The following is a 26,354-nucleotide window of genomic DNA, read 5'->3' on the forward strand; positions in this document are numbered from 1 at the left end:
CCTCTCTAGTGCACTCCCGCTTGTTCAACGAGCGCATGCTCCAGAACCTGATCCATATGGGATACCGGAACGAACTCAACGTCGTTCTTCACGCTGTCAGGTATATCACGCAAGTCACGTTCGTTATCCTTAGGGAGTAATATTTTTTTGTAGCCGGCACGGTGGGCTGCCAGGGATTTCTCTTTCAAGCCACCAATCGGAAGAACACGTCCCCGAAGTGTAATCTCCCCCGTCATGGCCACATCACGGGCTACATGCCGTTTGGTTAAAGATGAGATAAGAGCCGTCGCAATCGTAATGCCGGCTGAAGGGCCGTCCTTCGGAATGGCTCCCTCCGGGATATGGATATGGACATCCAGCTTCTCGTGGAAATCCGGATCAATGCCCAGTTCTACCGCCTTCGAGCGGGTAAAACTGAAGGCGGCTTGGGCCGATTCCTTCATCACATCACCCAGCTTACCCGTCAAGATCAGCTTGCCGGTACCAGGCACCACGGTAACCTCAATGGTCAGCGTCTCGCCGCCCACTTCCGTCCACGCAAGCCCTGTTACCGTGCCTACTTGATCTTCAAGCTCGGCCATACCATAGCGAAACTTCGGAATACCGAGATATTCCTTAATATCGTCAGCCTTAATCTCAATGGATTCCGATTGATTAGTCACGATCTGTTTGGCGGCTTTGCGGCATAGGGCAGCCACTTGCTGCTCCAGATTCCGCACCCCAGATTCACGGGTATATTCCCGGATCACCTTCATGAGTGCTTCCTCGTCCAGAATTAACTGCTCCGGCGCAAGACCATGCTCACTCTTCTGCTTGGGCAGCAAATAACGATTGGCAATCTGCAATTTCTCCAGCTCCGTATAGCCTGGAATGTACAGCACTTCCATCCGGTCCAGGAGCGGTCTTGGAATGTTGTGAAGCACATTCGCCGTTGTGACAAACATGACGTTAGACAAATCAAAAGGAATTTCCACGAAATGATCGCTGAACGTATTGTTTTGCTCAGGGTCAAGTACCTCAAGCAGTGCGGAAGACGGGTCGCCGCGGAAGTCGGAGGCCATCTTATCGATTTCATCCAGCAGGAACACAGGATTCATCGAACCCGCTGTTTTCATGCCTTGAATGATACGTCCCGGCATAGCCCCAACATAAGTGCGCCGGTGACCGCGGATTTCCGCCTCGTCTCTTACTCCGCCTAATGAAACACGAACGAACTTGCGTTCCAAAGATCGGGCAATAGAACGGGCCAGCGATGTTTTACCGACCCCTGGAGGACCAACAAGACATAGAATAGGCCCCTTCATCTTCTTCACCAGCTTTTGGACCGCCAGATATTCCAGCACGCGTTCCTTCGGCTTCTCGAGACCGTAATGATCCTCATCCAGCACTTGCTCCGCTTTGACGATGTCCAGATCATCCTCGGTCTTGTTCGTCCATGGCAGCGCCAATAGCCAATCGACATAGTTCCGAATCACGCCGCCCTCTGCAGAGCTCGCCGGCATTTTCTCGAGGCGGTCGATTTCCTTCTCTACCTTCTCATGTACCCGCTCCGGCAGCTCAAGCTCCTGAAGCTGACTTCGAAGTTCCTCTACTTCCCCTGCACGGCCTTCCTTGTCGCCCAGCTCTTTCTGGATGGCCTTCATCTGTTCGCGCAAATAGTATTCCTTCTGGGTCTTCTCCATTTGCTTCTTGACCCGCTGGTTGATCTTGCGCTCCAGCTCCAGCACTTCACGCTCGTTATTCAGTATATCTAGAAGTTTCTCGAGGCGTTTGCGAACATCAATTGTTTCGAGAATTTCTTGCTTATCCTTGATCTTCAGTGACAAATGACTCGTAATGACGTCCGCCAGTCGGCCCGGCTCATCAATATCGGAAACGGCCGCCAGTGTCTCTGGTGTCACCTTCTTCGACAGATTGATATAATTCTCAAACTGAGACAGTACGGTTCGCATTAATGCGGAAACTTCAGGGTCATGATTCTCTTCTTCGGGAAGCTCCCGAGCGATGACCTCATAGTATTCCTCTTGATCCGTATATTCAATAACTTCCGCCCGTTCCATACCCTCCACTAGCACACGTATGGTACCGTTAGGAAGCTTAAGCATCTGGCGTACATTCGCAACTGTGCCAATCCGAAAAATATCATCCTGCGTCGGTTCTTCAATGTTCACTTCCGATTGAGAACATAGGAGAATCAAATTGTCTTCAACCATCGCCTTTTCTAAAGCCTTTACCGATTTCTCCCGGCCTACATCCAAGTGAAGCACCATACTTGGATAGACCAACAGACCTCTCAAAGGCAGTAAAGGAAAACGACGACCTTTGGATTTACTGGGTCCCATCGCTTTCGCACCTCCAATGGCTCTCAATGTTGACACTATTCCTATTTTATCAAATCTGCGTATAAAAAACCAACCAAACGAAGCTTAACATCCTCCGGCGTCCGTTATTTTGCCGTTGCGCGGAGGCGTCGCCTGCAGCAATGAAGCGGAAGCGGATGGAAATACCTCGTTTGCAGGGAGCTGTACCACCTCCGGAGCGAACGTTCCACCAAAAATATGGCTGAATACTTCATCCAGCGACTCTACCGGAATTACCCGCAAACCGCCGCTCAAATCCTGAAACAGCGTCTGCCAGTTGTCTTTAGGGATGATGACGCGGGTAGCACCTGCCTGGAATGCCGCCTCCACTTTAGCGATGACCCCGCCTATCGGTTTCACTTTTCCATGAATACTCATCTCGCCGGTCATGGCGACCTTGTTATCGACTTCAATTCCTTTGATGGCTGATACAATTGCTGTTGCCATCGCAATACCGGCGGAAGGACCGTCAATCGGTGTCCCTCCGGGAAAATTGATGTGCAGGTCATAGTTTTTAGGTGTAAAGCCCATCGAACCCAGCACAGTTAGTACATTCTCGATCGAGCCTTTGGCCATGCTCTTGCGACGCAGCTTGCGCGAGCCTCCGCCAAATTCCTCTTCATCCACAACCCCGGTGATATTGTAGGTACCCCGGCCCTCTTCGACAGGAACCGCAGATACTTCAATTTCAAGCAGTGCCCCCATATTCGGGCCATATACGGCCAATCCGTTTACTACGCCAATCTGAGGCTTCTCCGGTATTTTTCGGTCGGGCCTTGGCTGAAGCTGGCTGCTGCTGGCTACCCATTCTACATCCGCCGCTCGCAGCGAATCTCGCTTCTCCGTCAAAGCAAGACCGGCAGCCAATTGAATCATATTGACCGCTTCCCGTCCATTGGAACAGTACTGCTTCACAACTTCCACCGCTTCAGGCGCTGCATTCAAACCAATTTTCTGAATGGCATCCTCTGCAATTCTCCCAATTTCTTCAGGCAAAAGCGGACGGAAAAAAATCTCCATGCAGCGCGAGCGAAGTGCAGGAGCAATCTCTTCGGGCGAACGTGTCGTAGCACCCACCAGACGGAAGTCTGCCGGAAGGCCATTTTGAAAAATATCGTGTATATAGGCAGGTGTATTGGCATCCTCCGAATTATAATATGCACTTTCGAGCAGTACCTTGCGGTCCTCCAGCACTTTTAAAAGCTTATTCATCTGGATGGGATGCAATTCCCCGATTTCATCAATAAACAGGATCCCCCCATGGGCCTTGGTCACCGCACCCGGCTTCGGCTGAGGAATGCCTGCAACCCCCATGGCACCGGCACCTTGATAAATCGGATCATGAACAGACCCGATGAGCGGGTCGGCAATTCCCCGTTCATCGAAACGGGCCGTCGTTGCGTCGATTTCCGTGAATTTTGCGTCATATTTAAACGGCGATTGCGGGTTCTTCTTGGCTTCCTCCATCACGACGCGGGCAGCAGCAGTCTTACCGACCCCCGGGGGTCCGTAAACGATGACATGCTGAGGGTTCGCGCTGCATAGCGCTGCCTTTAAGGCGCGCAAACCGTCCTTTTGCCCCACGATGTCATCCATCGTTTGCGGCCTTGTTTTCTCAGCGAGCGGTTTCGTTAGCGATATCGACCGGAGTTTTCGGAGTTTATCGAGCTCCTTGCGCGATTCCCGATCCACCGCTGTTTTGCTTGTCTTCTGTCCGCGCAATAAATTCCAAAAATAAATGCCGATGATGACCGCAAAAAACAGTTGCACCAGCATAATTACGATACTTAAATTCACAAGTCATTCCTCCTGTACTCCATTATGTCTTCATCCAAACGTTAATACATGGTAGTATTGCCGATTCCTCGGATGGTAAAACGCGGGAGGGGGAACAAATTGTAAAAGAGGGTGATTTAATCAGGATGCATTAACGAAGTCGTAAAGTATCAAAAAGTGGATGGGAGACGTTGTGAGACGTTGTGAGACGTTGTGAGACGTTGTGAGACGTTGTGAGACGTTGTGAGACGTTGTGAGACGTTGTGATGTGAGACGCTCCGCGTACGTATCGTTCCTCCGATCGCTGTTGTTTCCGAATTTCATGAATGACGAGTACCAATGTAGAAATTCGGAAACAAAGGCGAACGCATCCGCTTCTCCGGAATCGATTCGTCCGCTCCGCTGGTGCGGCGCATTGCATCCTTCTTAATCGTGGGGGTGGGGAGTGGGTAGGGCTGAGCTTCATTTATCAGAAGCTCAGTTAGGAGCGATTATACTTGGAACAACAGAAAGCATAATTGCAACTTTATACTAATAACAGACCGCTTAAAAGTACATTCATAAATTTGAACCACACATCACCTAAGACCCTGTGCTTCCTTAGAAAACAACAAAACGGCAGTCTCTTTGAATCCAGAGACTGCCGTTTTTATTTAAGTGGGGATACATTTCAAAAACCAAGTTATCCAGCTTAGACCGTGGATTTGTGCTTGCGGCCCGGGATTTCACCCGTTTCCTCGTACACCTTCACGATATGATCGATTTCTTTCTTGAGCTCTTCAACCATAGTCTCTTCGGGTACCTTACGGATCATCTCTCCGTAACGGAAGAGCAAACCTTCACCCCGAGCGCCGGCAATACCGATGTCGGCTTCTCTGGCCTCTCCGGGGCCGTTTACGGCACAGCCCAGAACGGAAACCTTAATCGGCACTTTGATCTTCGAGATATATTCCTCCACCTCATTGGCAATGGAGAACAAATCGATATCCAGACGTCCGCAGGTCGGGCAAGATACCAAGGTTGCAGCATCCGAGATCAGACCGAAGGATTTGAGCAGCTCCCGGCCTACCTTGATCTCTTCCACAGGATCGGCACTCAAAGAAATACGCATCGTGCTGCCGATTCCAAGAGACAACAGTGCGCCAAGTCCGGCAGCACTCTTGACGGTACCCGAGAACAGGGTGCCTGCTTCGGTTATGCCTAAATGAAGTGGGTATGGTATAACTTCCGCCGCCTTGGTGTAAGCCGCAATTGCCATCGGTACATCAGAAGCTTTAAGAGAAACGATGATATCATGGAAATCCAGTTCTTCCAAGATGCCGATATGATACAAGGCGCTTTCCACCATGGCTTCCGGTGTCGGATACCCGTATTTTTCAATGAGATGATTCTCCAAGGAACCGGCGTTAACTCCGATTCGAATCGGAATCCCCTTCTCTTTGCATGCTTTCACGACAGCTTCGACCTTTTCACGCTTACCGATGTTTCCCGGATTGATCCGGACTTTATCGATACCGTTCTCGATCGCCATCAGGGCAAGCTTGTAGTTAAAATGAATATCCGCCACAAGCGGAATATGAATGCGTTTCTTGATTTCCTTAATGGCTGCAGCTGCTTCCTCATTGTTCACCGTAACGCGAACGATCTGACATCCCGCTTCTTCCAGACGGAGTATCTCGGCAACGGTCGCCTCCACATCTGCTGTTTTGGTGGTGCACATGCTTTGAATAATGACTTCGTTCTTTCCCCCAATAGTGAGATTCCCCACCTTGACGGGCCGTGTGTCTTGTCTCAAAAACATGGTACGATCTCTCCCATATAACGCCAAAGCTCCACTCCAATCAACCCGATTGGGTATAACTGGAAGTGGAGAATCAGCGTAGATTTATTCCACGTCTAATGCGCTAGAGCACATTAGGCGCTTTCTTCTTGTTTCTTATCGTCTTCGTTACTTTTGGCTTGCAGTTCAGGAATCACTTTATCACGAACGACTTGCTCCGTAATGACGCAATCCTTAATATCATCTCTGGACGGCGCTTCGTACATCACATCCAGCATGATGCTTTCAATGATGGAACGCAGTCCGCGTGCGCCGGTATTGCGCTTAATGGCTTCGCGGGCAATCGCTTCTAGCGCGCCTGGCTCAAATTTGAGGTTTACGTTGTCAAATTCAAGCAGCTTTTGGTACTGTTTTGTCAGCGCGTTTTTCGGCTCGGACAGAATCCGTACCAATGTTGCCTCATCCAGTGGTTCGAGCGTAGACACAACTGGCAGACGACCAACGAACTCCGGAATCAAGCCGAATTTCAGCAGATCTTCCGGCAGAACCATCGTCAGGTATTCACCTGGCTTAAGATCCTTCTGGTTTTCTCCGGCTGCATTAAAGCCGATGACCTTTTTACCGATCCGGCGTTTAATGTACTGCTCCAATCCGTCAAATGCACCGCCGCAAATGAACAGGATGTTCGTCGTATCGATCTGGATGAATTCCTGATGTGGATGCTTGCGTCCACCTTGCGGAGGCACGGAAGCAACGGTGCCTTCAAGAATTTTCAGCAGGGCCTGCTGAACCCCTTCACCGGAAACGTCACGGGTAATGGACGGGTTCTCCGATTTACGAGCCACTTTATCGATCTCATCAATATAGATAATGCCGCGTTCCGCTTTTTCCACATCATAATCCGCTGCTTGAATCAGCTTCAGCAGAATGTTCTCAACATCCTCACCTACATAACCAGCTTCGGTCAGTGAAGTTGCATCTGCAATAGCGAACGGCACGTTGAGAATTTTGGCCATGGTTTGCGCGAGCAATGTTTTACCGGAACCTGTTGGTCCGAGCAGCAAAATATTACTCTTTTGCAATTCAACGTCCTCAATTTTGTTCTGGGTATTGATGCGCTTATAGTGATTGTAAACGGCAACGGAAAGGGACTTCTTCGCTTGATCCTGACCGATTACGTATTGATCCAGAATGTCACGAATATCACGAGGTTTCGGAATATCCTTCAGATCCACTTCTTCCTCATGGCCGAGTTCTTCCTCAACGATCTCTGAACACAAGTCAATACACTCGTCACATATATAAACACCGGGCCCCGCAACCAGCTTGCGGACCTGCTCCTGCGATTTACCGCAGAAGGAGCACTTCAGCTGCCCTTTGTCATCGTTAAATTTAAACATGCTATTACCACCCCTTAAGATTTGGTCGGTGAAGACAGAACATCATCAATAATCCCGTACGCCTTCGCTTCCTCCGCGCTCATGAAAAAATCGCGGTCCGTATCGCGTTCGATTTTTTCAAGGGGCTGACCCGTGCGCTCCACATAGATTTGATTCAGCTTATGTCTCGTCTTGATGATCCAATCTGCATGGATTTGGATATCGGATGCCTGACCTTGAATGCCTCCGAGCGGCTGATGAATCATCACTTCACTGTTCTCAAGAGCATAGCGTTTGCCTGGCGCTCCTGCAGTAAGCAACAGTGACCCCATGCTGGCAGCCATGCCAACGCAAATCGTGGACACATCAGGCTTGATCAACTGCATCGTATCATATATACCCATCCCGGCTGTAACCGAACCGCCAGGGGAATTGATGTACAAAGAGATGTCTTTTTCCGGATCTTCCGCAGCTAGAAACAGAAGCTGGGCGATGACAAGATTGGCAACATCGTCATCGATCGCACTGCTGAGGAATATTATGCGATCCTTCAGTAATCTTGAGTAGATATCGTAAGATCTTTCGCCTCGACTGGTTTGTTCCACAACCATAGGTACAAGACTCATGCGACCAACCTCTTTTCCTTGAAAAATATACTACAACGTTACAAAAGTTATTCTAACATGTTCACAGCACGATGTCATTTTTTAACCCTGCTTACATCCTATGAACTTGCCAAGAATTATATCCTGCCAACTTGTCTCATTATGTATGTCGAAATTAATAACCAATTCATGTCACATTTAGTAGTAAATTGGCTATTCTTAGTTAAAAATAAGGCACGCATGAAATGTACGTGCCTTATCTAATGTGAGGGCAGCTTTTCGCAGCCGCCTATTTATTATTCTTCAGTTGCTTCTTTCTTCTCAACAGGAGCGCCTTCTACGCTGTTTTCCAACAAGAAGTCGATGGTTTTGCGAAGAAGCAGTTCTTCACGAAGGCTGTCAAGGGAACCGTTAGCACCCAAGATGCTGCGGATTTCATCAGCAGGACGTTTGTATGTGTCAGCCATGTTTTCCAGCTCTTTGTTGATTTCCTCTTCAGATACTTCGAGTTTTTCTTCTTTCGCGATTTGCTCGAGCACGAGGTTGTTGCGAACGCGTTTTGCAGCATCGTCCTTCATTTGACCTTCCAGATCGGCATTCGTTTGGCCGGAGAAGCTAAGGAACATTTCCAGGTTCATACCTTGCTGGCGAAGACGGTTGTCGAAATCGCGCATCATGTTTTGAACTTCGGATTGAATCATAGCGTCAGGAATTTCAACTTCAGCGTTAGCTGCTGCTTTTTCAACGGCTTCGTTCTCACGAACGCCTTGTGCTTCTTGCTCTTTGCGAGTCAGCAGTTGTTTCTTCAGATCTTCCTTGTACTCATCAAGCGTATCGAATTCACTTACGTCTTTAGCGAATTCATCATCCAGCTCAGGAAGCTGCTTGCGTTTGATTTCGTGAACTTTCACTTTGAAGATAGCTTGTTTGTTAGCCAAATCTTCAGCATGGTAAGTTTCAGGGAATGTCACTTCCACGTCTTTGAAGTCTCCAGTAGCCATTCCGATGACTTGATCTTCAAAACCTGGAATGAACGTGTTGCTTCCAAGCTCAAGGGAATAACGCTCAGCTTGTCCACCTTCGAAAGGAACGCCGTCAACGGAACCGTCAAAATCAATCACAACGATATCGCCAGACTGGGAAGCACCTTCGTCGATTACTGTAAGCTCAGCATGACGTTGTTGCAGACGCTCAAGCTCTTCGCTCAGTTCCTCGTCAGAAACCTCAGCAGCTACTGCAGCAACTTCAACACCTTTGTATTCGCCAAGTTTAACTTCTGGTTTTACCGTTACTCTTGCTTTGAACTTAAAAGTTTCGCCTTTAGCGAATTGCTCGATGTCCACTTCTGGACGATCCACAGGGAAGATATCCGCTTGTTCTACAGCTTCGCTGTATACTTCTGGAAGAAGGATGTCGATTGCATCCTGGTACAAGCTCTCAACGCCAAAACGAGCTTCGAAGATCGAGCGAGGTACTTTACCTTTACGGAATCCAGGTACATTTGCTTTTTTGGCTACTTTATTAAAAGCTTTGTCGAGGGCGGATGCAACGCGCTCCGCATCAACCTCAACGTCAAGAACCCCAAGGTTCTTCTCTATTTTTTCCCAAGTTGCTTTCATTTATGCTTTCCCCTCCAAAATAATTCACGTGGTCGACGCAATAATGTATCACGTACCGAATAACCACTATAGTATAAACAACATTAAATTCTTTTTCAAGGGCGAACCCTTATGCTACGATACCGTAAACGTTTTCCAACTCTCGCTAATCTTCCACGCCCGCAGCAACAAATTGTTTAAGAGATCGGTAGGCTCCCTCATAGCGGAACCGCATGGTGTCCGTTATGCCGTAGAGCGGGCGGATTTCCTCCTCATTGCGAAACCCTTTCAGACTCTCCGACACAATGTCATGCAGAGCAGCTGCCCATATGTCAAGCGTGGATTCTTCTTCATCCAGCATGGAATGGTAATCTTCGGTGCCGTAAATCGCCATGATGAACTGAGACCATAATTCCTGTGCAAAATAAAATAGTGTCGGTTCATGAATCTCAGTCTGATCGGCCAAACGCTCCAAAATTTTCGAAATGGCGTCCGGGAAACTTCCTGGGTCCAAGGGAACCGAATCGATCTCAATCTCGACGGCTTCCTGCCCGCGATGAAGGCTCACATTCCCTTCCATTCCTCTTCTCCGGAGCGTTTGCAGCACCCGAAATTGCAGCAGCGGATGAAGCGGCGTATCATGCAGCCACTCGACCAAAATAGCGTCGATCTCCGGACGGTCCAAATAAGCGAGCTGTTCCAGCGCCAAAATGGTCTGCTCTGTCAGCGGCCCGTTCATGACCGAAGCCAGCAGCTTGTCGGCATATCCGGCATCCTGAGCGACTTTGTCCCTAACCAGCTGCCTTGCCATTTCCGCTTCGTCCGGATCATCCTCCTCGGGCTCTGCTTCGGAATCAACCGAACGGGGGACAGCCTGTTCCGGAAATGCGGCTTCAAGCCAGTCGAGGAGCGAATTCCACTCTTCATAATGCCGTTCATTCTGTCCTCCGCATTTCAGCAGAAAGCGCAGAACCTCCATCGCCTCACCGTAACGTTCATTCTCGAGCATAACCGTAAGCTGAATCTGGTAATAATCCAGCGTCTTCGGAAACAGGATGATGTTCTTGTCCTCTTGTTCTTGGGAGTAAGAGTCCTTGATAAGGACACCTCCTTTCTAGTCCTGTTTTTCGTATTCGTTGATTATAGCATATGTACTGCCAAGTTTAAAAAAGGGCTGACATCCCTCGTCCTTGGCCACATCCGGCAACGGGTGGACGACTATCTTTATATAGTCCAGCGTATATTTTATCAATATAACCCGATATGCTGCTCTCATAATCTTGCAGAACCAAAAAACTTTGCATCTTAAAATAATGATTGAATTTCTCCAGCGTATGTGATAATATATTTTTTGCTTGAAAAATTCCTATGTCCCAGTAGCTCAGCTGGATAGAGCAACGGCCTTCTAAGCCGTCGGTCAGGGGTTCGAATCCCTTCTGGGACGTAAAAAATGCACCGCCTCTTAGGGGCGGTGTTTTTGCGTCCACGGGGATGAGAACCCTGGTAGGGGAGCGTCGGAGCCTATGCTTCGGAAGGATTGCTCCGCAGTCGGCCTCTGCGAGGACGTATCCCTTCTGGGACGTAAAAGAGGAAGCCACCACTAGTTATAGTTGGCGGCTTCTTTGCGTATTCCAGAAGGATGATGAACCCAGAATTGGGTTCGCCTCCGCATACGCTTCGTGAGGACCACTTCGCAGTCGGCCTGTAAAGGCCGCATCCCTTCAGAGGCAATGTGGCATATGACTTCCAATAGCAGTTTCCCAACATCGCGCCACAGAACACAAACTCTATCGGACCGTAGGTACGTTATTTCAGAAAAAACGGCCTAATTTGGAATTTAGCGGACACCACAGCCGTTATTTAGCAAATTCACAGGCAAATTACCCTCTTTTGTCATAAATAACGGACTTCAGGTCCGTTACCATACCTGTACGAGTGTTTTTTCCTCAATTAACGGCTCCTGAGTCCGTTAAGGCAACGCAACGCGATCTCGCGGAGTTTTTGGCTGAGGATGTTATGCTTACGATTATCGATGGGCTCAGCTGCGCTGATCCATGACCTTACTGCAGCTCCATGTGAATAAGCGGGAATGGCTTCCCGGAGCCGTCCAGCTCGGAGCGGCCGATTTGCACGAATCCGTATTTTTTGTAAAAGGCATGGGCCTTGGGGTTCTGTTCATTCACATCGACTTGCAGCCTCCGCCCCTTCAGCTGTTCGGCATGCCGGATCAGATTCGTTCCCGTACCTTGGCCGTGATGGAGGGGATCCACGAACAGCATTTCGATTTTGGAACCATCCAGCCCTATAAATCCAACCGGCTCCTGTTCCGTATTTAAGCACACCCAGATCTCCACGGCTCTCAGAGCTCCGTTTTGAATCATGTCATAATAAAACCGGATGTCTTCCTCCGTCAGGAAATCGTGGGTTTGAGATACGGCACGATGCCACAGCTCCACCAACTGATCATGATACTCTTCTGCGTAAGGTGCTATATGAAACGTCATTTTTCATCCACTCCTTTCCAAATTGTTCAGATCTCATAGAAATTCATGATATCGGTAAAATTGCTCTATACTATTATAAAGGAATCCGGTACATTAATCAGAGACTTTATCTTTGTCAGGAAGGAGAGATCAGCATTGCCATTATGGCTTGTATACGCATTGTTGTCGGCGGCCACGGCGGCACTAGTCGCTATTTTCGGAAAAATAGGACTACAAAACATCGATGCCAATTCAGCAACGGCCATTCGCTCTGTCATCATGGCACTGTTTCTGTTGGGGGTCGTGGGGGTTCAGGGCAAATTCTCGGAACTTGGTGACATTCTGGTTCAGAAGAAAGCATTAAGCTTCATTGTGCTCAGCGGCATTGCGGGGGCATTGTCCTGGCTGTTTTATTTTCTCGCACTCAAATACGGCAAAGTATCGCAGGTCGGACCTATCGATAAATTGAGCGTTGTCATCGCGGTCATTCTGGCCTTTGTCTTTCTTGGAGAAAAGATATCCTGGATTAACGCAGCCGGCGTTGCACTCATTGCCATTGGCGCTCTTCTTGTTGCCGTCAAATAATGTTCTACATAAAGCCGCTGCTCAGCGGCTTTTTATTCGCTTGTTTATTGCTAAAACCTATCAACATTATCACATTTATATACTTCTAATTATAAGGTAACCATGTCACAATGAGGATAATTCATGGGTGAAGGGGTGTTGTTATGTCAAAGCAAGTATGGAAAGCATACGATTATGATCGGCAGTTATCGTTTGTCTCGGCTTATGGAAGAGGAGTGGCAGAACTTCTTGCGCCTCAACCCGGAGAACGGATTCTTGATCTCGGCTGCGGAACCGGTGATTTGGCTTATGAAATCTCCGATTCGGGTGCTCATGTAACCGGCATGGATGATTCGGCCGAGATGATGGAGCGCGCCAAAAGCAAATATCCTGAATTGACGTTTATGACCGGAGACGGACAGAACTTCGAAACCGAAACGCCGTATGATGCCGTCTTCTCGAATGCCGCCCTACACTGGATGAAGGATGCTGCTGGTGTGGTACGCTCCGTCTATGGCGCACTCAAGCCCGGTGGTCGATTCGTCGCGGAGTTTGGAGGCAAGGGGAATATCGACGGAATTTACCATGCCTTGAAAACAGTGTTCGCCGATCATTATGGAATTGATGCCGACAGCCGGAATCCGTGGTATTTTCCCAGCTTGGGCCAGTATGCGACCTTGCTTGAATCCCAAGGGTTCCGCGTGCATATCGCCCATCACTTTGACCGTCCTACGAAGCTGCCTGAGGGCAAGAATGGCGTGAAGTATTGGCTGCTGCATTTTGGCGATCGTTTCTTCACTGAATTCTCGGCTGATGAGAAGGACGAAGCCATTGCCCGCATCAGCGAAGCTGCCCAAGCGACACTCTGGCATGAGGATGCGTTTTATGGAGATTACAGGCGCCTGCGTGTCTTTGCAGAGAAGGTTTAGTCATTTTAGGGTTGATTTTCTAAATAGAATGGTTAATAATATGAAAAACTTGAACATGTGATTTTCGTTGATTGGGAGAGTAACTGCACTTGACTTTAGTCCAAGCGAGCCGGGAGGGTGTAAACCGGTACAAAGTCGGCCGTGAAGCGGACCCAGGAGATGGTCTTCCGAAGTAAAATACTGTAGGAAGCCCCGGCTTACACCGTTATCGTATAAAGGTGGTTAAACCCTTCGGTTTAACAACAAGAGTGGTACCGCGAGCACAAGTCCTCGTCTCTTTAGGAGATGAGGGCTTTTTTGATTTTTCTGACGTGTTTTTTTCAAAAAGGGGGATTTAATGTGTTAAGTCATTTGATTACTTCAAGCCTACAACAAGCTGTAAACCAGGTGTGTGAAGCTTGTGGCTCCAAACTGCCGGATTCCACTCCAATCCGGATTGAGCAGCCTGCCAGCATGGAGCATGGGGATTATGCCACCAATATTGCGATGCAGCTTGCGAAGCTGCTTCGTAAGGCTCCGCTGCACATTGCCGAGCTGATTCAAGCCGAGCTTGAGCAGGACGCGTCGTACAAACAACTGGTCTATTCCACGGAGATTGTAGCCCCAGGCTTTATGAATCTGCGTATCGATTGGGAATATTGGGCCGGGCACCACTTTGAACTGCCTCCGGCAGCTAACGAGAAGATTGTCATTGAGCACACTTCCATTAATCCGAACAAATCCGCCCATATCGGCCATCTAAGAAACTCCTGTATCGGAGATACCCTGGTCAGGTTGATGAGGAAGCTTGGTTACGAGGTAGAGGTTCATAATTATATCGACGACCTTGGCAATCAACTGGCAGATACGGTGGTTGGGATGCTCCACACGCCGCTATCGAAGGAACATGCCCGGTTCGGCGATTACTGCTGGGACGTGTACTCAAGTACCAATAAAGCCTATGAAAGGGAGCCTGGGCTGGTTCAGCATCGGACTGAGGTTCTGCACGCACTGGAAGAGGGCAACCAGAATTTATCCTGGATCGGACTGCTCGTTGCCGAGAGAATTGTCAAAGAGCATCTTGAAGAAATGAAGCAGTTCGGCATTGACTATGATCTGCTTGTGTGGGAGAGCAGCATTGTCAGAGAGGGATTTTGGTCGTCCGCTTTCGAGCTGTTGAAGAATACGCCGCTCTTCCATCAGGAAACCGAGGGTAAACTTGCAGGCTGCTGGGTGCTCAAGCAAACAGGAACGGAAGCCGTGGACGATCCGGAGTCAGACCACAGTATGGATAAAGTGCTCGTCCGCTCCAATGGCATTCTGACTTACACGGCCAAAGACATCGCCTACCACTTGTGGAAATACGGTGTGCTCTCCAATGATTTTGTATACAAAAAATTCACGGATGAGGTGTGGACGACGAGTACCCATGGCGAGCAGCTCTCTTTCGGCAAAGCAGACATGGTCATCAACGTCATCGATTACAGACAGCAGTACCCGCAGGCGATGGTGAAGCAGGCACTGGAAAGCTTGGGATTCCATAAAGAGGCCGACAAGCTCCGTCATGTCAGCTACGGCGTTGTTTCGTTAAGCCCTTCTGCGGCTGCGGACCTCGGAATCGATACTACCGACGGGAAAGCGTCCTATGCGATGTCCGGACGTCAGGGAATCGGAATTAAAATCACCGAGCTTATCCACCAAGTAGCCAAGGTCATCGAAGATACCCGTTCCGATAAAAACGGTTTGTCCAGTCATACGATCGCAGCCGCCTCCATCCGTTACTACCTGCTTCGCTTTGCACTGCAAACCGAGGTGGTGTTCGATCTGAAGCAGGCCACTGAAATATCAGGAAATACGGGGGTATACCTGCTCTATTCCTACGCGCGTGCACTCAGCGTGCTCAATAAAGCTCAAGAAGCCGGTGTTGCGCCGTCTGTGCCTGCTCGGTTCCCTGCTATGGAAAAAGCGGAGCATGCTCTGCTTCGCCATATCAGTACCTGGCATGATACCCTATACGCCGCCGGGCGGGATCTATCCCCAAGCGCCATCTGCAACTTTACTTATGAGCTGTGCTCTTTGTTCAACAATTTTTATTCGGCATGCCCTATTCTAAAATCGGCGGATGAAGTGCTCCAATTCCGTGTATGGCTCACTTCCTTATTCAAGAACACCCTTGGCGAAGCGCTGGAGGTGCTGGGACTGCCCACGCCAAGCCGGATGTAAATCTCCCTCTGAAGAATTAACGAATCATGCTGTATTTAAAAAAAGCCACCGTACTAGTCTTGTTGAACAAGTACGGTGGCTATCTTAGATATTATTGCAATCCTCTGACGGTCAGTCTGACCTGGACACCATCTGCAGTTGGCTCTTCCTGCAGGGTCCAGTTGACAGCCAGCGCTTCCTTCAAGCGTGCGACCTGCTCCTCCTGGAACTTCAGCCCTTCAATAATGCCTTCACCTACACTAAAATCGGATTCCGAGCTGATGCAAAAGGCTTCCTCCAGCCAGATTTTCAACCCGTTGCGGGTGTTAAACGTAATTTTGTATCCCTCGCTAACGGCCTTCTCCAAATCTTCCCCATGCTCTCCAGCATAAGAGAACAGTTCCTCGTAGTGAAAATGACCATTGTTCGCGACTTGGAATCTTTCTACCTCGCCAGAGCGAACAGCCTCCAGCAGTTGGGAGGAAGTCAGCCCCGATTTTCTGGCATGCTCCAATAAAATGGCGGTATTTTGTGATATTTTAGTAAGCTGCATGCTCGATGCCTCCTCAATATGGCTCGTAAAATACTTTTTCTTCTATTATAAGGCGAAACCGCTAGGATGTCAGACACTTCTCAAAACATACGCTATATTCGCTCCCGATGTATTCACCAATTGGTTCAAGCTGGGCATACCCCAGCTTCTTATAAAAATGAACGGCTTCCTTCTGCGGCTCGCCTGTTTCCAAGCGCGAATCAGACCGACTGCGAAGTGCCCTCCCGAAGCTTATGCGCAGGCGAACCCCTACCAGGGGTTCTCATCCTCATGGGACGTTCTTGTCCCAGTCGGGATACGGCCTTCGGCCGACTGCGATGTAATCCTTACGAAGCTTAACCTCCGACGAACCCCATTTGTGGAGTTCATCACCCCTCTGGAATACGTAAAGAAGCTGCCAATCATGGCAGCTTCTTTCTTTTACGTCCCAGAAGGGATTCGAACCCCTGACCGACGGCTTAGAAGGCCGTTGCTCTATCCAGCTGAGCTACTGGGACATATATGTATGAAAATCTTTTAAACAGTAACGAAGTATATTATATCGCATCTTTTGTATTTTTCAAAGAACTTTTTTTCGGAATGGTTCAGAACCGAATCAGGAGCGGGCTTACTGGGTAATATGTATATCATGAAAATGACTTCAGGAGCGTGATATCATGAGACAACTTTTATCCTCTTTATCGTATTTCAGCATCTTCTTTGCCCCCTTCCTCCTTCCTCTCCTCGTATGGATTTTCTCCCCGGACGCCTATGTTGCCAAGCACGCCCGTCGCGCCCTGTTCTCGCACGTATTTCCCGTCATAGCAGCGATACCGCTGATTTACATGGCCGTTACCTCAGGGTCCTTCGGTTCCATCATTGGATACCTTATCCTCTTCGGCATCCTCTACTTCGGGGCTTTTGTTTATAACGTGATCATGGGCATTCAAGTGCTGAGGGAGCATGCTTATTGAGCATCTTATCCTAAAAGGACCATGCGGTTAACCGTATGGTCTTTCTTGTGTTATTTTGTTGTAATCAGTCCATTTTCTCATTGCCGTCTTCACTTCACAGCCCAGCGTGGATGCCACAAAAACGGCAGCGGCACCATTGTGGTGCCTTTCACCATCCGCGGTGCCGAATCCATACAAAAAGAGATCTGCCCATAGTGCCGGACAGATCTCTTCATTCTTCAAGACTCTAGAAATATCGGGGTCCTTCACTGAGCCTATGATTCAGCTGCTCATATAGCTGGCCTGTAGAAAGCAGCTGCTGCTTGAAGGCATCCCGGTCTTCCTCCGCGGTGGATTGAACGTCGTTCTCGAACGCTTCGTCCGTGGCATCAACAAATGCATCATGCATGCTGTTGTCGAACCAATCCACATCCGTGCTGGCGTTGCTGCGGACGATTTTCACCAGCTCATAGCCTCCCAGCGGGGAAGATGGCGTCAGATAAGCCAACAATGCACTTTCTCCTTCCACTGCTGGATAGACCTCAACCTCAGCGCAAGGGGCACCGTTTACTTCCGTAATGCGGCGAATTTTTGCATCTCTGATTGCATACATCATACATTCTCCTTCATCAAGATGTGCAGGGACTGCACAATCCTTATTATTATCATGTCAAATCCGAGAGCAATCGCAGCTCTTCCATTTGCTGGCGTGTGGCCGGTGTACCCAATTGATAAATGGTTCGATACACCTTGTCCAGGGAGGCTTGAAACAGGGCATTGGTGCTTTGTTGCGGCGTATCCGCCCAAGGAAACATGTATCCTATCGCTTCTTCGTCCTTCTCCTGCATCATGTCCAGCTCAATCCGAACTTGATCCGCCTCTTCCGGCGTTGCTTCGATCTCCCATTCATAAGCGCTCGCTCCCTGTTCAGTCAACACAGAGCGGCTCTGTACGGAAACATAGTAGGTCGACTTATTCATGGACGCATCTCTCCTTCTCTTGAATATTCGTCCTCTTTCTTAGTTTTCGTAAAAGGACAGACATTTTATGCCTTCCTTCGGCATATATCTGTATCACTTTGGCGACGTAGGATTAAAAAGATGGGACAGCGTATGACAAAGACAAAGAGAGGATGAACCGTCATGTGCGGAATAACCGGTTTTATACAATGGAGCGGCGATTTGACGCAGGATTCGCAGCTGCTGGTAAAAATGACAGAAAGTTTGGCTCACCGCGGACCTGACGGATCCGGCACTTGGATTTCCAACCCGTGCGCATTCGGTCACCGAAGACTCAGCGTGATCGACCCCGAAAATGGCGCTCAGCCGATGATCATTCATCAGGAAGAGGAAGTCTATGCCATTGTATATAACGGGGAATTATATAACGCTGCGGAGCTTAAAGACGAATTGGTACGACGTGGTCATCGTTTCAATACCAAATGCGACACGGAAGTTTTGTTAGTATCCTATATCGAATGGGGCCCCGATTGTCTGGAGCGCCTCAATGGCATATTTGCATTCGCGATTTGGGACAGCGTGCGGGAACAGGTGTTTTTGGCTCGGGACCGGGTAGGCGTGAAACCCCTGTTCTACAGCTACATTGACGGAACGCTTGTATTCGGATCGGAACCGAAAGCGTTGCTTCAGCATCCGAAGGTGGAGCCTGTGGTCGGGGCAGAGGGGCTTGCTGAAGTATTTATTATCGGTCCGGCCCGAACCCCGGGACACGGTGTCTACAAGGATATTGCAGAGCTTCGTCCTGGTATGGCCATGATCTTTAACCGGGAAGGATTGCGCAAATATACTTACTGGAAACTGGAAAGCAAGCCCCATGAAGATGATGTGAATCAGACGGCAAGCTTCTTGCGCGATTTGCTGCGCGACACCGTTGAACGTCAGCTGGTATCCGATGTACCGGTCTGCTCGCTGTTATCCGGCGGGCTCGATTCCAGCGCGCTTTCCTCGCTGGCCGTCGATTACTACAAGCGGACGGGCCAAGGACAAGTGCACACCTACTCCGTCGATTATGTGGACAACAACAAACATTTTAAATCCCACTCCTTCCAGCCGGATGCGGATGCGCCATGGATTAAACGGATGCACGAGGAGCTGGGCACAAACCACCATTGGATCGAATTCGACACCCCCGAACTGGTCGAAGCGCTAGATGTCACTACGCAGAAGCGGGACCTCCCGGGAATGGCTGACGTTGACGCCTCCTTGCTCCTCTTCTGCCGTGAGATTAAAAAAGGCGCAACCGTCGCCATATCCGGTGAAGCCGCTGATGAAATATTCGGCGGTTACCCTTGGTTTCACCGGGAAGAAATGCTGAATTCCGGTACTTTCCCATGGTCTGTTGCCCCAGATATGAGAGCCGGGCTGTTGTCTGCCGAGATCCGGGACTGGATCAAGCCGCTGGATTACCTCGGAGACCGCTATACCGATGCGGTAGCCGAAGTGCCGAAGCTGACCGGGGAGACCGGGCAGCAGGCCAAAATGCGGGTCATGTCCTATCTCAATATCACCCGTTTCATGCCAACGCTCCTCGATCGTAAAGACCGGATGAGCATGGGCGTTGGACTGGAGGTCCGCGTACCTTACACAGATCATCGACTGATCGACTATGTGTGGAACATTCCTTGGAGCATCAAAACGACAGGCGACCGTGAAAAAGGCATTCTGCGCAAAGCCCTTGAAGATGTGCTTCCGGACGATGTCCTGTACCGCAAAAAAAGCCCATATCCCAAAACTCACAATCCAAACTATCTGGCAGCCGTCAAAGCGCAGGTGCTGTCCATTCTGGACGATCCTTCTTCGCCGCTGCTTCCGCTCGTCGATACGGCACGAATCCGGGAGCTGGCTTCTTCGCCGGATGCGTCCTCCAATCTCCCTTGGTTCGGTCAATTGATGTCCGGTCCGCAGCTGTTCGCCTACCTGGCCCAGGTGCATTACTGGCTCAAAGAGTATAACGTATCCATACGTTAAGTCCTTATTGTTCTAAAAAATCAAAGAAACCATACCAGCAGTAGGCCGGTATGGTTTCTTTTTATAGCACCTTATTCGGTTATCGCGCCTGCAGGTCCGCTACAAGCTTGCGCAGTGCTTTTCCCCGATGGCTGATCTCCTGTTTCTCTTCCAGGGAAAGCTCGGCCATCGTCTTCTCATGGCTTGGCAGGTAGAACAGCGGGTCATATCCAAATCCGCCCTTTCCGGACGGATCCGACGTGATCCAGCCTTCAACGCTCCCCTCAGCCTCGAGCTTTTCTCCCGAGACCGGATCATACAGCACCAGCACACAGACAAATCGGGCCGGACTTAGCAAGGGCTGCTCCGTATCCTCACCGAGCCTTAATTGTTCCAATTCCCCGAGCAGCTTCTCGTTATTGTCCTCGTCCGCGCCGTGTTCGCCGGCATACCTCGCGGAATAAACGCCTGGCGCGCCGTTCAGCGCATCCACGCATAATCCGGAATCATCAGCCAGGACAGGCAATCCCAGTGCGTCGCCAACCGCCTTGGCTTTTTTAAATGCATTGGCTGCGAACGTTGCTCCATCCTCAACGACATCCGGCAGATCAGGGTAATCGTACATGCTCTTGACCTCCGTACCGAGAGCAGCAAAAGCATGTGCAAATTCCTTGACTTTCCCCTGATTGCGGGTAGCTACAATTAGCGTGTCTCCAAGTGTCAATGTCATGGGACTATACTCCAGTACCCGCATTCACGGAACCGATTTTAGCTGCGATGGGGCCAAGTGCCTCCTGCTGACGCTCGATGAGCTCGCGGATTCCCTGTTCCCCAAGCTCCAGGATCTGATCCAGCTCCTCACGAGAAAACGGGCTCTCTTCGCCAGTCCCCTGAACCTCAACGAATTTGCCGCTTCCGGTCATGACCAGATTCATATCTACCTTCGCTTTGGAATCCTCTTCATAGTTCAGATCCAGCAGCGCCTGTCCGCCAGCAATGCCCACGCTAATGGAGGCCAGGTAGTCCGTTATCGGAAATACCGCTAGTTTATGTTGTTCTGCAATTTTATTTACCGCTATGGCTAAAGCTACAAATGCTCCTGTAATGGAGGTGGTCCGCGTTCCGCCATCCGCCTGGATTACATCGCAGTCCAGCGTAATTGTCCGCTCGCCAAGAGCATGCAGATTCACAACAGACCTAAGCGCTCTGCCGATCAGCCGCTGAATTTCCATCGTCCGGCCACTGAGTTTACCGCGATTGGCTTCCCGTTGGTTGCGGGATTGTGTTGCGCGCGGCAGCATGGAGTATTCAGCCGTCACCCAGCCCTTTCCTTGTCCTTTCAGAAACGGGGGAACCTTCTCATCCACGGTCGCCGTAATCAGCACCTTAGTGTCTCCCATTTCGATGTACACGGAGCCTTCCGCATATTTATTCACATGGGTCGATAAATTCATCGGTCGAAGCTCATCGCTCTTACGTCCGTTAGATCTCATGTTTTCTGCCTCCTACTTCTTATCGCAATCCTGATTAGCATTCCCTATTCTACCAAAGTGCAGGCACAAAAGCACCTTTTCCGGCGCATATTTCAAAGATAGCGGTGAAGCGTCAAATCGAAATTTCGTTAATGAACTCCGGACGGCCGACAGGCTCGCTATAATTGCGGCTATCCGTTCCAACCACCTCAGAGAGATCATTCATCCGAATTTTCACCTTCGCATCATCCGAATTCTCGGCTACGGTTAGCACGACGGCCTGCAGTAATTCGGTTGGAACCTGCTCTCCCTGCTCAAACATGCTGTCCTGAAGCGATACGGTAACAGCGCCGTCCTCACCTTTTTCGACCGATGCAACGGTGGTATCGTCCGGGATGACCTCGACAAGCCCATCACCGTAATGCGGTCCCCGGATCAGTTCATTCAAGGCAGCCTTAACCGCATCCTGTCCGGTTGGAACAAGTCTTGTAACAGGTACATAATACTGAATGCCGTCAGGCGTCACGGAAGAGAAATAAACGGTAACCGGCGAAGAGGAAGTATACAATGCGTCATCCGCCTTTTGAAGGTTGATACCCATCGCACGTGAAAGCGGACGGTCCAGCGGCGTGTGGTTGACTGGCATTTCCGTCAGTTTGACTCCGTCCACCCATACCTGCATCGACTCGATGCCTTCGTGTCCCGTCAGCGTCCACGTCAACGCCTCCAAGATTCTTCGTTCATCTGCCGCTTGATACTCCGTAAACGATTTATTGAATTCAACAACGGCCAATTTACTCTCCGGATCAACCGTCACATTATGGATCTGCGTACCGGCAGGCAATACCGCCTGGAAGCCCTGTGGAACATAGCCAGCATAGCGGCCTCCGTTCACAAGAACTTCAAGAGATTCTTTCACTGCGCTTGCACCTTCTACCTTCGGAATACCCAAGGTTACAGGTGCCAGCATTCCCCGCGCATCCGAAAGATAAACCGTTGTCTGCATGCCAATGTCTCTTTGTGCCGCTGTGGATCCGGCCGTGTTCAGCATCTGCTTCTCCACTTGCGCAGGCGGCGGGTCAATCGCCTCCGATTGCTTCCCGGAAAACACGCCGCAGCCGGACAACACGATCGGAACAGCAAGCAGCCCGGCGGCGGAAAGCCTGCGAAGATTACGATTACTACGTTTCATGTATTGTTCCTCCCTAACATTTTTTTGTACAGGTTGTACTCCTATGTATACGAGCCCTTTCCAAAAAAATAACCTTTCTGGACAAAGGGGGGTGGAAAAAGTACAATCGTCGTAAGCATCTTCATCAACCACGAAAATGAGGTGAGTTCCATCATGGCAGAAAACGATTCAAACATTCCATACAGTCTGAACAGCAAGAAGGTAGCGGAAGCGACACGGAGCCTGCTGCATAAGCGTGGAATCAAGTTGGAGGAAATCGCTGAACTAGTGATGATCCTTCAGAAAAAATACTACCCGAATTTGACTATGGAAGAGTGCATGGAGAATGTGGATGCCGTACTTAGCAAACGCGAAGTCCAAAACGCGGTGTTAACCGGAATTCAATTAGATATTTTGGCGGAGGAAGGCAATCTCATATCCCCGCTTCAAGAAATGCTGGCCAATGACGAAGGGTTATACGGCGTGGATGAAATCCTGGCATTTTCCATCGTTAACGTATATGGAAGCATCGGCTTCACGAACTACGGGTATATTGACAAGCTCAAGCCCGGCATTCTCGAGCAATTGAATGATAAATCAAGCGGCCGTGTACATACCTTCCTCGACGATATCGTCGGCGCGGTTGCCGCGGCCGCCAGCAGCCGGATCGCCCATCGCAAGCAAGCGGAGCGGGAGATCGAGCTGTTCGGAACGACCGAAGAGCTTCCAAAAGAATAAACCACTCTCCAAAAAAGGAGATTCGCACAGAATGCGAATCTCCTTTTTCCCTACCTATCAGAAGGAAGGAACTCACCGAACCTATCCTATTCCAATCGTGAACTGGGTGATTTCAAAGAATGATAGACGATTGCAGTAGAAAGCATTTTAGCATTTCGGGCCGGAACGATGAGTTTCTTCTATAATAAGCAGGCCTCCGCTAACCAATAAGAAGGCTATTCTCACCTATGAAAAAACGGGCAGTCCAATCACGTAAATCGGTAAATCTATCTAGTCATTTTCCAAGCATCCATATATGCTATGATGAAGAACATTCCAATAGAGCACCTATGGAAACCCCGCCAAGCCTATGGCGGGGTTCTTTTTTTAGATTTTGTAATAGAGATAGATTATCTATTCACACCGACTTTAACAGGAGAAACATTCCAGATGTCGGATGCATAACGGTGAATCGTGTTATCACTGGAGAAATGTCCCGAGTGTGCGATATTTACAATTGACTTCTCGGTCCAGGATCCACTATTCAAATAAGCATCATCGATATCCGACTGGGTTGCCACATAACTGGCAAAGTCCGCTAATACAAAAAACTCATCGTTATGATCCAGCAGGGACTGAAGAATCTGACCAAACTCCAACTCGTGACAGCAGAACGGTCCTGAGGATATCAACTGATTCAGCACGCGGGCGATTCTCGGATCCTGCTCATACCGTTCCCTGGATACATAAGCTCCCGTCCTGTAATACTCGAGCACTTCCTCCAGCTTCAAACCGAACAGGAACATATTCTCATTGCCGAGCAGCTCGAACATCTCCACGTTAGCCCCATCCAGCGTGCCGATGGTCAACGCACCGTTCATCATGAACTTCATGTTTCCCGTGCCGGATGCCTCCTTGCCAGCCGTGGAAATCTGCTCGCTCACATCGGCTGCGGGAATAATCTTCTCCGCCAGAGACACCGAATAATTTTCCAGAAACAGCACCTGGAGTTTGTCATTGACCTGCGGATCCTTATTCACGACTTCGGCAACGACATTAATGAGTTTGATGATGCTTTTGGCCAGATAGTAACCCGGCGCTGCCTTCGCTCCAAAAATGACGGTACGGGGAACGCGATCCGCGCTTGGCTGATCCTTAATCTCGTTATACACGTGCATCACTCGTAAAATATTCAACAATTGCCGCTTATAACCGTGCAGCCGCTTCACATGGACATCGAATATGGAATCGGGATTGATCACGACCCCTTGCTTATTCGCGATGTATTCGGCAAGCCGTTCTTTATTGCTCCGTTTGATCCGCTGAATCCCCTGCTGAAAGGCGGTGTCGGTCTTGAGTGACTTGAGCTGGATCAATTGATGAGGATCCGTGATCCATGAAGTGCCGATACCGTCGCAGACCAATTGACTCAGGCCGGGGTTGCTGTGCATCAGCCAGCGCCGGTGGGTAATCCCGTTGGTTTTATTACTGAATCGCTCCGGATACAGCTCATAATGCGGCTTCATCACCTGGGTCTTCAGCAGTTCCGTGTGCAGCGCAGCTACGCCGTTCACATGATAGCTACCCACAATCGCCAGATTGGCCATGCGGATCTGGTCGCTTTCGATGATGGCGAGCTGCGATATGCGCTCATGGTCCCCTGGATAGCGTTCCAGCAGCATGCCGCAGAAGCGTTTATTGATCTCTTCAATCATCATGTAAATGCGCGGCAGCAGCTCACGAACCATCCCGGCAGGCCATTTTTCCAACGCTTCGCTAAGCAAGGTGTGGTTCGTGTAGGATACGGTCCGGCTCGCGATGTCCCAGGCCTCATCCCAACCGAAGCCCTTGTCATCGATCAGAATCCGCATCAGCTCCGGAATCACCAGCGTCGGGTGGGTATCATTGATATGAATGGCAACATGCTCGGGAAGTTCATGATAGGTCCGTCCCAGCTTGTCGAACGTTCTAAGAATGCTTTGAACGCCTGCGGAACAGAGGAAGTACTGCTGTTTCAGCCGAAGGAGCTTGCCTTCGTATGCCGAATCATCCGGGTACAGAAACTCCGATATCGATTCGACCGAACGGTTATATTCCAAAAATTTATAATAGCTGTTATGATGATGGGCCGAACGGATTCTGGATATATCCGAAGCGGACTCGGCGCTCCACAGCCGCAGCGTATTTACCTGCCCCTCGCCATAACCGATCACCGGAACGTCGTACGGTACAGCCTGAACACGTTCATAATCCACCGTGTGAAATACAGTTCGCCCCTCCTGCACACCCACTTCCACGCAACCCCAGAATTGGACTTCCACCGCCTTGTCAGCCCGCCGCTCTTCCCAGACGTTGCCCCGCTGGAGCCAGTTGTCCGGCAGCTCGACTTGATGGCCGTCAATTATCTTCTGTTCAAACAATCCGTACTTATACCGGATGCCGCACCCATGGCCTGCATAGCTTAGCGACGCCAACGAATCGAGAAAACATGCCGCAAGACGTCCGAGCCCCCCGTTGCCGAGCCCCGCGTCCGGTTCCTGCTCCTCAATCTCTTCCAAATTCCATCCCAGGTCCAAAAGGCCGCTGCGGACCATATCCAGTACACCCAGGTTCAGCAGATTGTTTCCCAGCAGCCGCCCGATCAAAAATTCAAGCGAGAAATAATACACCTGCTTCTGCCCGGTATCCCGGTATATCCGATTGGCAGCCGCCCATTCCCGTCCGACATACTCCCGAATCATGCCGCCGAGTATTTTGTATACATCCTCAGCCGTCGCTTCCTCAAGTCCCTTCCCCAACCGACTCACCAACTGCTCCGTAAAGACCTGCTTGAATGTTTCCTTGTTGTTAAACAAAAGAAAGTTCCTCCTGACGGATTCGTATTATTT

General features: G+C 49.8%; 21 protein-coding genes, 2 tRNA genes and 1 other annotated feature. Of the genes, 7 read left to right on the forward strand and 16 right to left on the reverse strand.

Annotated elements, in window-relative coordinates; genetic code table 11:
* Window positions 1–5: 5 nt before the first annotated feature.
* From lon to AB4124_RS28825, 7 genes are all read right to left on the reverse strand, one after another.
* Window positions 6–2,342 carry an endopeptidase La gene (lon, locus tag AB4124_RS28795; RefSeq protein ID WP_076323111.1) on the reverse strand — a complete coding sequence of 779 codons (2,337 nt, stop codon included), beginning with the start codon at window positions 2,340–2,342 and terminating at the stop codon, window positions 6–8.
* A gap of 84 nt (window positions 2,343–2,426) precedes the next feature.
* Entirely contained in the window at window positions 2,427–4,136 is a 1,710-nt protein-coding gene (gene lonB / locus AB4124_RS28800; protein ID WP_379411552.1) for an ATP-dependent protease LonB, read from the reverse strand.
* A 691-nt stretch (window positions 4,137–4,827) separates the two neighbouring features.
* Window positions 4,828–5,937: a flavodoxin-dependent (E)-4-hydroxy-3-methylbut-2-enyl-diphosphate synthase gene (gene ispG, locus AB4124_RS28805; RefSeq protein WP_076323108.1), complete on the reverse strand. Its 1,110-nt coding sequence runs from the start codon at window positions 5,935–5,937 to the stop codon at window positions 4,828–4,830.
* 113 nt (window positions 5,938–6,050) lie between these two features.
* Window positions 6,051–7,316, reverse strand: a complete 1,266-nt coding sequence (clpX, locus tag AB4124_RS28810; protein WP_076323107.1) for an ATP-dependent protease ATP-binding subunit ClpX — start codon at window positions 7,314–7,316, stop codon at window positions 6,051–6,053.
* Between the two features lie 14 nt (window positions 7,317–7,330).
* Window positions 7,331–7,921 (reverse strand): ATP-dependent Clp endopeptidase proteolytic subunit ClpP, encoded by a 591-nt coding sequence (clpP, locus tag AB4124_RS28815; RefSeq protein ID WP_006208779.1) that lies wholly within the window; start codon window positions 7,919–7,921, stop codon window positions 7,331–7,333.
* Window positions 7,922–8,196: 275 nt separating this feature from the next.
* Entirely contained in the window at window positions 8,197–9,519 is a 1,323-nt protein-coding gene (gene tig / locus AB4124_RS28820) for a trigger factor (RefSeq protein ID WP_076323106.1), read from the reverse strand.
* Window positions 9,520–9,664: 145 nt separating this feature from the next.
* Complete coding sequence (locus AB4124_RS28825; RefSeq protein WP_441974967.1) at window positions 9,665–10,507, reverse strand: hypothetical protein; 843 nt, start codon at window positions 10,505–10,507, stop codon at window positions 9,665–9,667.
* Between the two features lie 361 nt (window positions 10,508–10,868).
* Between AB4124_RS28825 and AB4124_RS28830 the strand changes: the two genes are divergently transcribed.
* A tRNA-Arg gene (locus AB4124_RS28830) sits at window positions 10,869–10,942 on the forward strand.
* Between the two features lie 616 nt (window positions 10,943–11,558).
* Here AB4124_RS28830 and AB4124_RS28835 read toward each other — a convergent pair.
* Window positions 11,559–12,002 carry an acetyltransferase gene (locus tag AB4124_RS28835; protein WP_076323104.1) on the reverse strand — a complete coding sequence of 148 codons (444 nt, stop codon included), beginning with the start codon at window positions 12,000–12,002 and terminating at the stop codon, window positions 11,559–11,561.
* 135 nt (window positions 12,003–12,137) lie between these two features.
* On the opposite strand from AB4124_RS28835, the gene AB4124_RS28840 reads away from it, so the two are divergent.
* From AB4124_RS28840 to AB4124_RS28850, 3 genes are all read left to right on the forward strand, one after another.
* Window positions 12,138–12,566 carry an EamA family transporter gene (locus AB4124_RS28840; protein WP_379411196.1) on the forward strand — a complete coding sequence of 143 codons (429 nt, stop codon included), beginning with the start codon at window positions 12,138–12,140 and terminating at the stop codon, window positions 12,564–12,566.
* Between the two features lie 143 nt (window positions 12,567–12,709).
* Entirely contained in the window at window positions 12,710–13,474 is a 765-nt protein-coding gene (locus AB4124_RS28845) for a class I SAM-dependent methyltransferase (protein WP_441974968.1), read from the forward strand.
* A gap of 58 nt (window positions 13,475–13,532) precedes the next feature.
* Window positions 13,533–13,755: a binding site (T-box leader), on the forward strand.
* Between the two features lie 58 nt (window positions 13,756–13,813).
* Entirely contained in the window at window positions 13,814–15,676 is a 1,863-nt protein-coding gene (locus AB4124_RS28850) for an arginine--tRNA ligase (RefSeq protein WP_441974969.1), read from the forward strand.
* A gap of 91 nt (window positions 15,677–15,767) precedes the next feature.
* On the opposite strand, the gene AB4124_RS28855 is transcribed toward AB4124_RS28850, so the two are convergent.
* Entirely contained in the window at window positions 15,768–16,208 is a 441-nt protein-coding gene (locus AB4124_RS28855; RefSeq protein WP_430111286.1) for a hypothetical protein, read from the reverse strand.
* A 423-nt stretch (window positions 16,209–16,631) separates the two neighbouring features.
* Window positions 16,632–16,705 (reverse strand) — tRNA-Arg (locus AB4124_RS28860).
* Between the two features lie 159 nt (window positions 16,706–16,864).
* Between AB4124_RS28860 and AB4124_RS28865 the strand changes: the two genes are divergently transcribed.
* Window positions 16,865–17,161, forward strand: a complete 297-nt coding sequence (locus AB4124_RS28865) for a DUF4870 domain-containing protein (protein WP_076323100.1) — start codon at window positions 16,865–16,867, stop codon at window positions 17,159–17,161.
* A 226-nt stretch (window positions 17,162–17,387) separates the two neighbouring features.
* Here the strand turns inward: AB4124_RS28865 and AB4124_RS28870 are convergent, their stop codons facing one another.
* Entirely contained in the window at window positions 17,388–17,756 is a 369-nt protein-coding gene (locus AB4124_RS28870) for a hypothetical protein (RefSeq protein ID WP_237566335.1), read from the reverse strand.
* Window positions 17,757–17,805: 49 nt separating this feature from the next.
* A complete protein-coding gene (locus tag AB4124_RS28875) occupies window positions 17,806–18,120 on the reverse strand; it encodes a hypothetical protein (RefSeq protein WP_430111291.1) in 315 nt (104 codons plus the stop codon).
* A gap of 162 nt (window positions 18,121–18,282) precedes the next feature.
* On the opposite strand from AB4124_RS28875, the gene asnB reads away from it, so the two are divergent.
* Window positions 18,283–20,127, forward strand: coding sequence for an asparagine synthase (glutamine-hydrolyzing) (gene asnB / locus AB4124_RS28880; RefSeq protein WP_441974970.1), 1,845 nt, complete (start codon window positions 18,283–18,285; stop codon window positions 20,125–20,127).
* Between the two features lie 79 nt (window positions 20,128–20,206).
* Here asnB and AB4124_RS28885 read toward each other — a convergent pair whose 3' ends face one another.
* The 3 genes from AB4124_RS28885 to AB4124_RS28895 all read right to left on the reverse strand — a co-directional run bounded on the left by AB4124_RS28885 (window position 20,207) and on the right by AB4124_RS28895 (window position 22,770).
* Window positions 20,207–20,836: an XTP/dITP diphosphatase gene (locus AB4124_RS28885; protein ID WP_441974971.1), complete on the reverse strand. Its 630-nt coding sequence runs from the start codon at window positions 20,834–20,836 to the stop codon at window positions 20,207–20,209.
* A 4-nt stretch (window positions 20,837–20,840) separates the two neighbouring features.
* The gene (rph, locus tag AB4124_RS28890) at window positions 20,841–21,599 is read right to left on the reverse strand and encodes a ribonuclease PH (protein ID WP_076323095.1); all 759 of its coding nucleotides are present in this window, start codon (window positions 21,597–21,599) and stop codon (window positions 20,841–20,843) included.
* 112 nt (window positions 21,600–21,711) lie between these two features.
* Window positions 21,712–22,770, reverse strand: coding sequence for a GerMN domain-containing protein (locus AB4124_RS28895; protein ID WP_430186527.1), 1,059 nt, complete (start codon window positions 22,768–22,770; stop codon window positions 21,712–21,714).
* A gap of 153 nt (window positions 22,771–22,923) precedes the next feature.
* Here AB4124_RS28895 and AB4124_RS28900 point away from each other — a divergent pair, with 153 nt between their 5' ends.
* On the forward strand, window positions 22,924–23,487 hold the full coding sequence (locus AB4124_RS28900; RefSeq protein WP_076323093.1) for a phosphatidylglycerophosphatase A family protein: 564 nt from the start codon (window positions 22,924–22,926) through the stop codon (window positions 23,485–23,487).
* Between the two features lie 389 nt (window positions 23,488–23,876).
* On the opposite strand, the gene AB4124_RS28905 is transcribed toward AB4124_RS28900, so the two are convergent.
* Window positions 23,877–26,321 carry a glycogen/starch/alpha-glucan phosphorylase gene (locus tag AB4124_RS28905; RefSeq protein ID WP_441974972.1) on the reverse strand — a complete coding sequence of 815 codons (2,445 nt, stop codon included), beginning with the start codon at window positions 26,319–26,321 and terminating at the stop codon, window positions 23,877–23,879.
* Window positions 26,322–26,354 lie beyond the last annotated feature (33 nt).

The sequence above is a fragment of the Paenibacillus sp. 2KB_20 genome (assembly GCF_052115765.1).
Classification (GTDB): Bacteria; Bacillota; Bacilli; order Paenibacillales; family Paenibacillaceae; genus Paenibacillus_AQ.

Bases quoted from the DNA above. Each gene is read 5' to 3' on its own strand.
- AB4124_RS28900 (WP_076323093.1), top strand. From the start codon at position 22,924: ATGGCAGAAAACGATTCAAACATTCCATACAGTCTGAACAGCAAGAAG.
- AB4124_RS28870 (WP_237566335.1), bottom strand. From the start codon at position 17,756: ATGATGTATGCAATCAGAGATGCAAAAATTCGCCGCATTACGGAAGTA.
- clpX (WP_076323107.1), bottom strand. From the start codon at position 7,316: ATGTTTAAATTTAACGATGACAAAGGGCAGCTGAAGTGCTCCTTCTGC.
- rph (WP_076323095.1), bottom strand. From the start codon at position 21,599: ATGAGATCTAACGGACGTAAGAGCGATGAGCTTCGACCGATGAATTTA.
- lonB (WP_379411552.1), bottom strand. From the start codon at position 4,136: ATGCTGGTGCAACTGTTTTTTGCGGTCATCATCGGCATTTATTTTTGG.
- lon (WP_076323111.1), bottom strand. From the start codon at position 2,342: ATGGGACCCAGTAAATCCAAAGGTCGTCGTTTTCCTTTACTGCCTTTG.
- AB4124_RS28855 (WP_430111286.1), bottom strand. From the start codon at position 16,208: ATGCAGCTTACTAAAATATCACAAAATACCGCCATTTTATTGGAGCAT.
- clpP (WP_006208779.1), bottom strand. From the start codon at position 7,921: ATGAGTCTTGTACCTATGGTTGTGGAACAAACCAGTCGAGGCGAAAGA.
- AB4124_RS28845 (WP_441974968.1), top strand. From the start codon at position 12,710: ATGTCAAAGCAAGTATGGAAAGCATACGATTATGATCGGCAGTTATCG.
- AB4124_RS28885 (WP_441974971.1), bottom strand. From the start codon at position 20,836: ATGACATTGACACTTGGAGACACGCTAATTGTAGCTACCCGCAATCAG.
- AB4124_RS28895 (WP_430186527.1), bottom strand. From the start codon at position 22,770: ATGAAACGTAGTAATCGTAATCTTCGCAGGCTTTCCGCCGCCGGGCTG.
- AB4124_RS28835 (WP_076323104.1), bottom strand. From the start codon at position 12,002: ATGACGTTTCATATAGCACCTTACGCAGAAGAGTATCATGATCAGTTG.
- AB4124_RS28825 (WP_441974967.1), bottom strand. From the start codon at position 10,507: ATGCTCGAGAATGAACGTTACGGTGAGGCGATGGAGGTTCTGCGCTTT.
- asnB (WP_441974970.1), top strand. From the start codon at position 18,283: ATGTGCGGAATAACCGGTTTTATACAATGGAGCGGCGATTTGACGCAG.
- ispG (WP_076323108.1), bottom strand. From the start codon at position 5,937: ATGTTTTTGAGACAAGACACACGGCCCGTCAAGGTGGGGAATCTCACT.
- AB4124_RS28875 (WP_430111291.1), bottom strand. From the start codon at position 18,120: ATGAATAAGTCGACCTACTATGTTTCCGTACAGAGCCGCTCTGTGTTG.
- AB4124_RS28865 (WP_076323100.1), top strand. From the start codon at position 16,865: ATGAGACAACTTTTATCCTCTTTATCGTATTTCAGCATCTTCTTTGCC.
- tig (WP_076323106.1), bottom strand. From the start codon at position 9,519: ATGAAAGCAACTTGGGAAAAAATAGAGAAGAACCTTGGGGTTCTTGAC.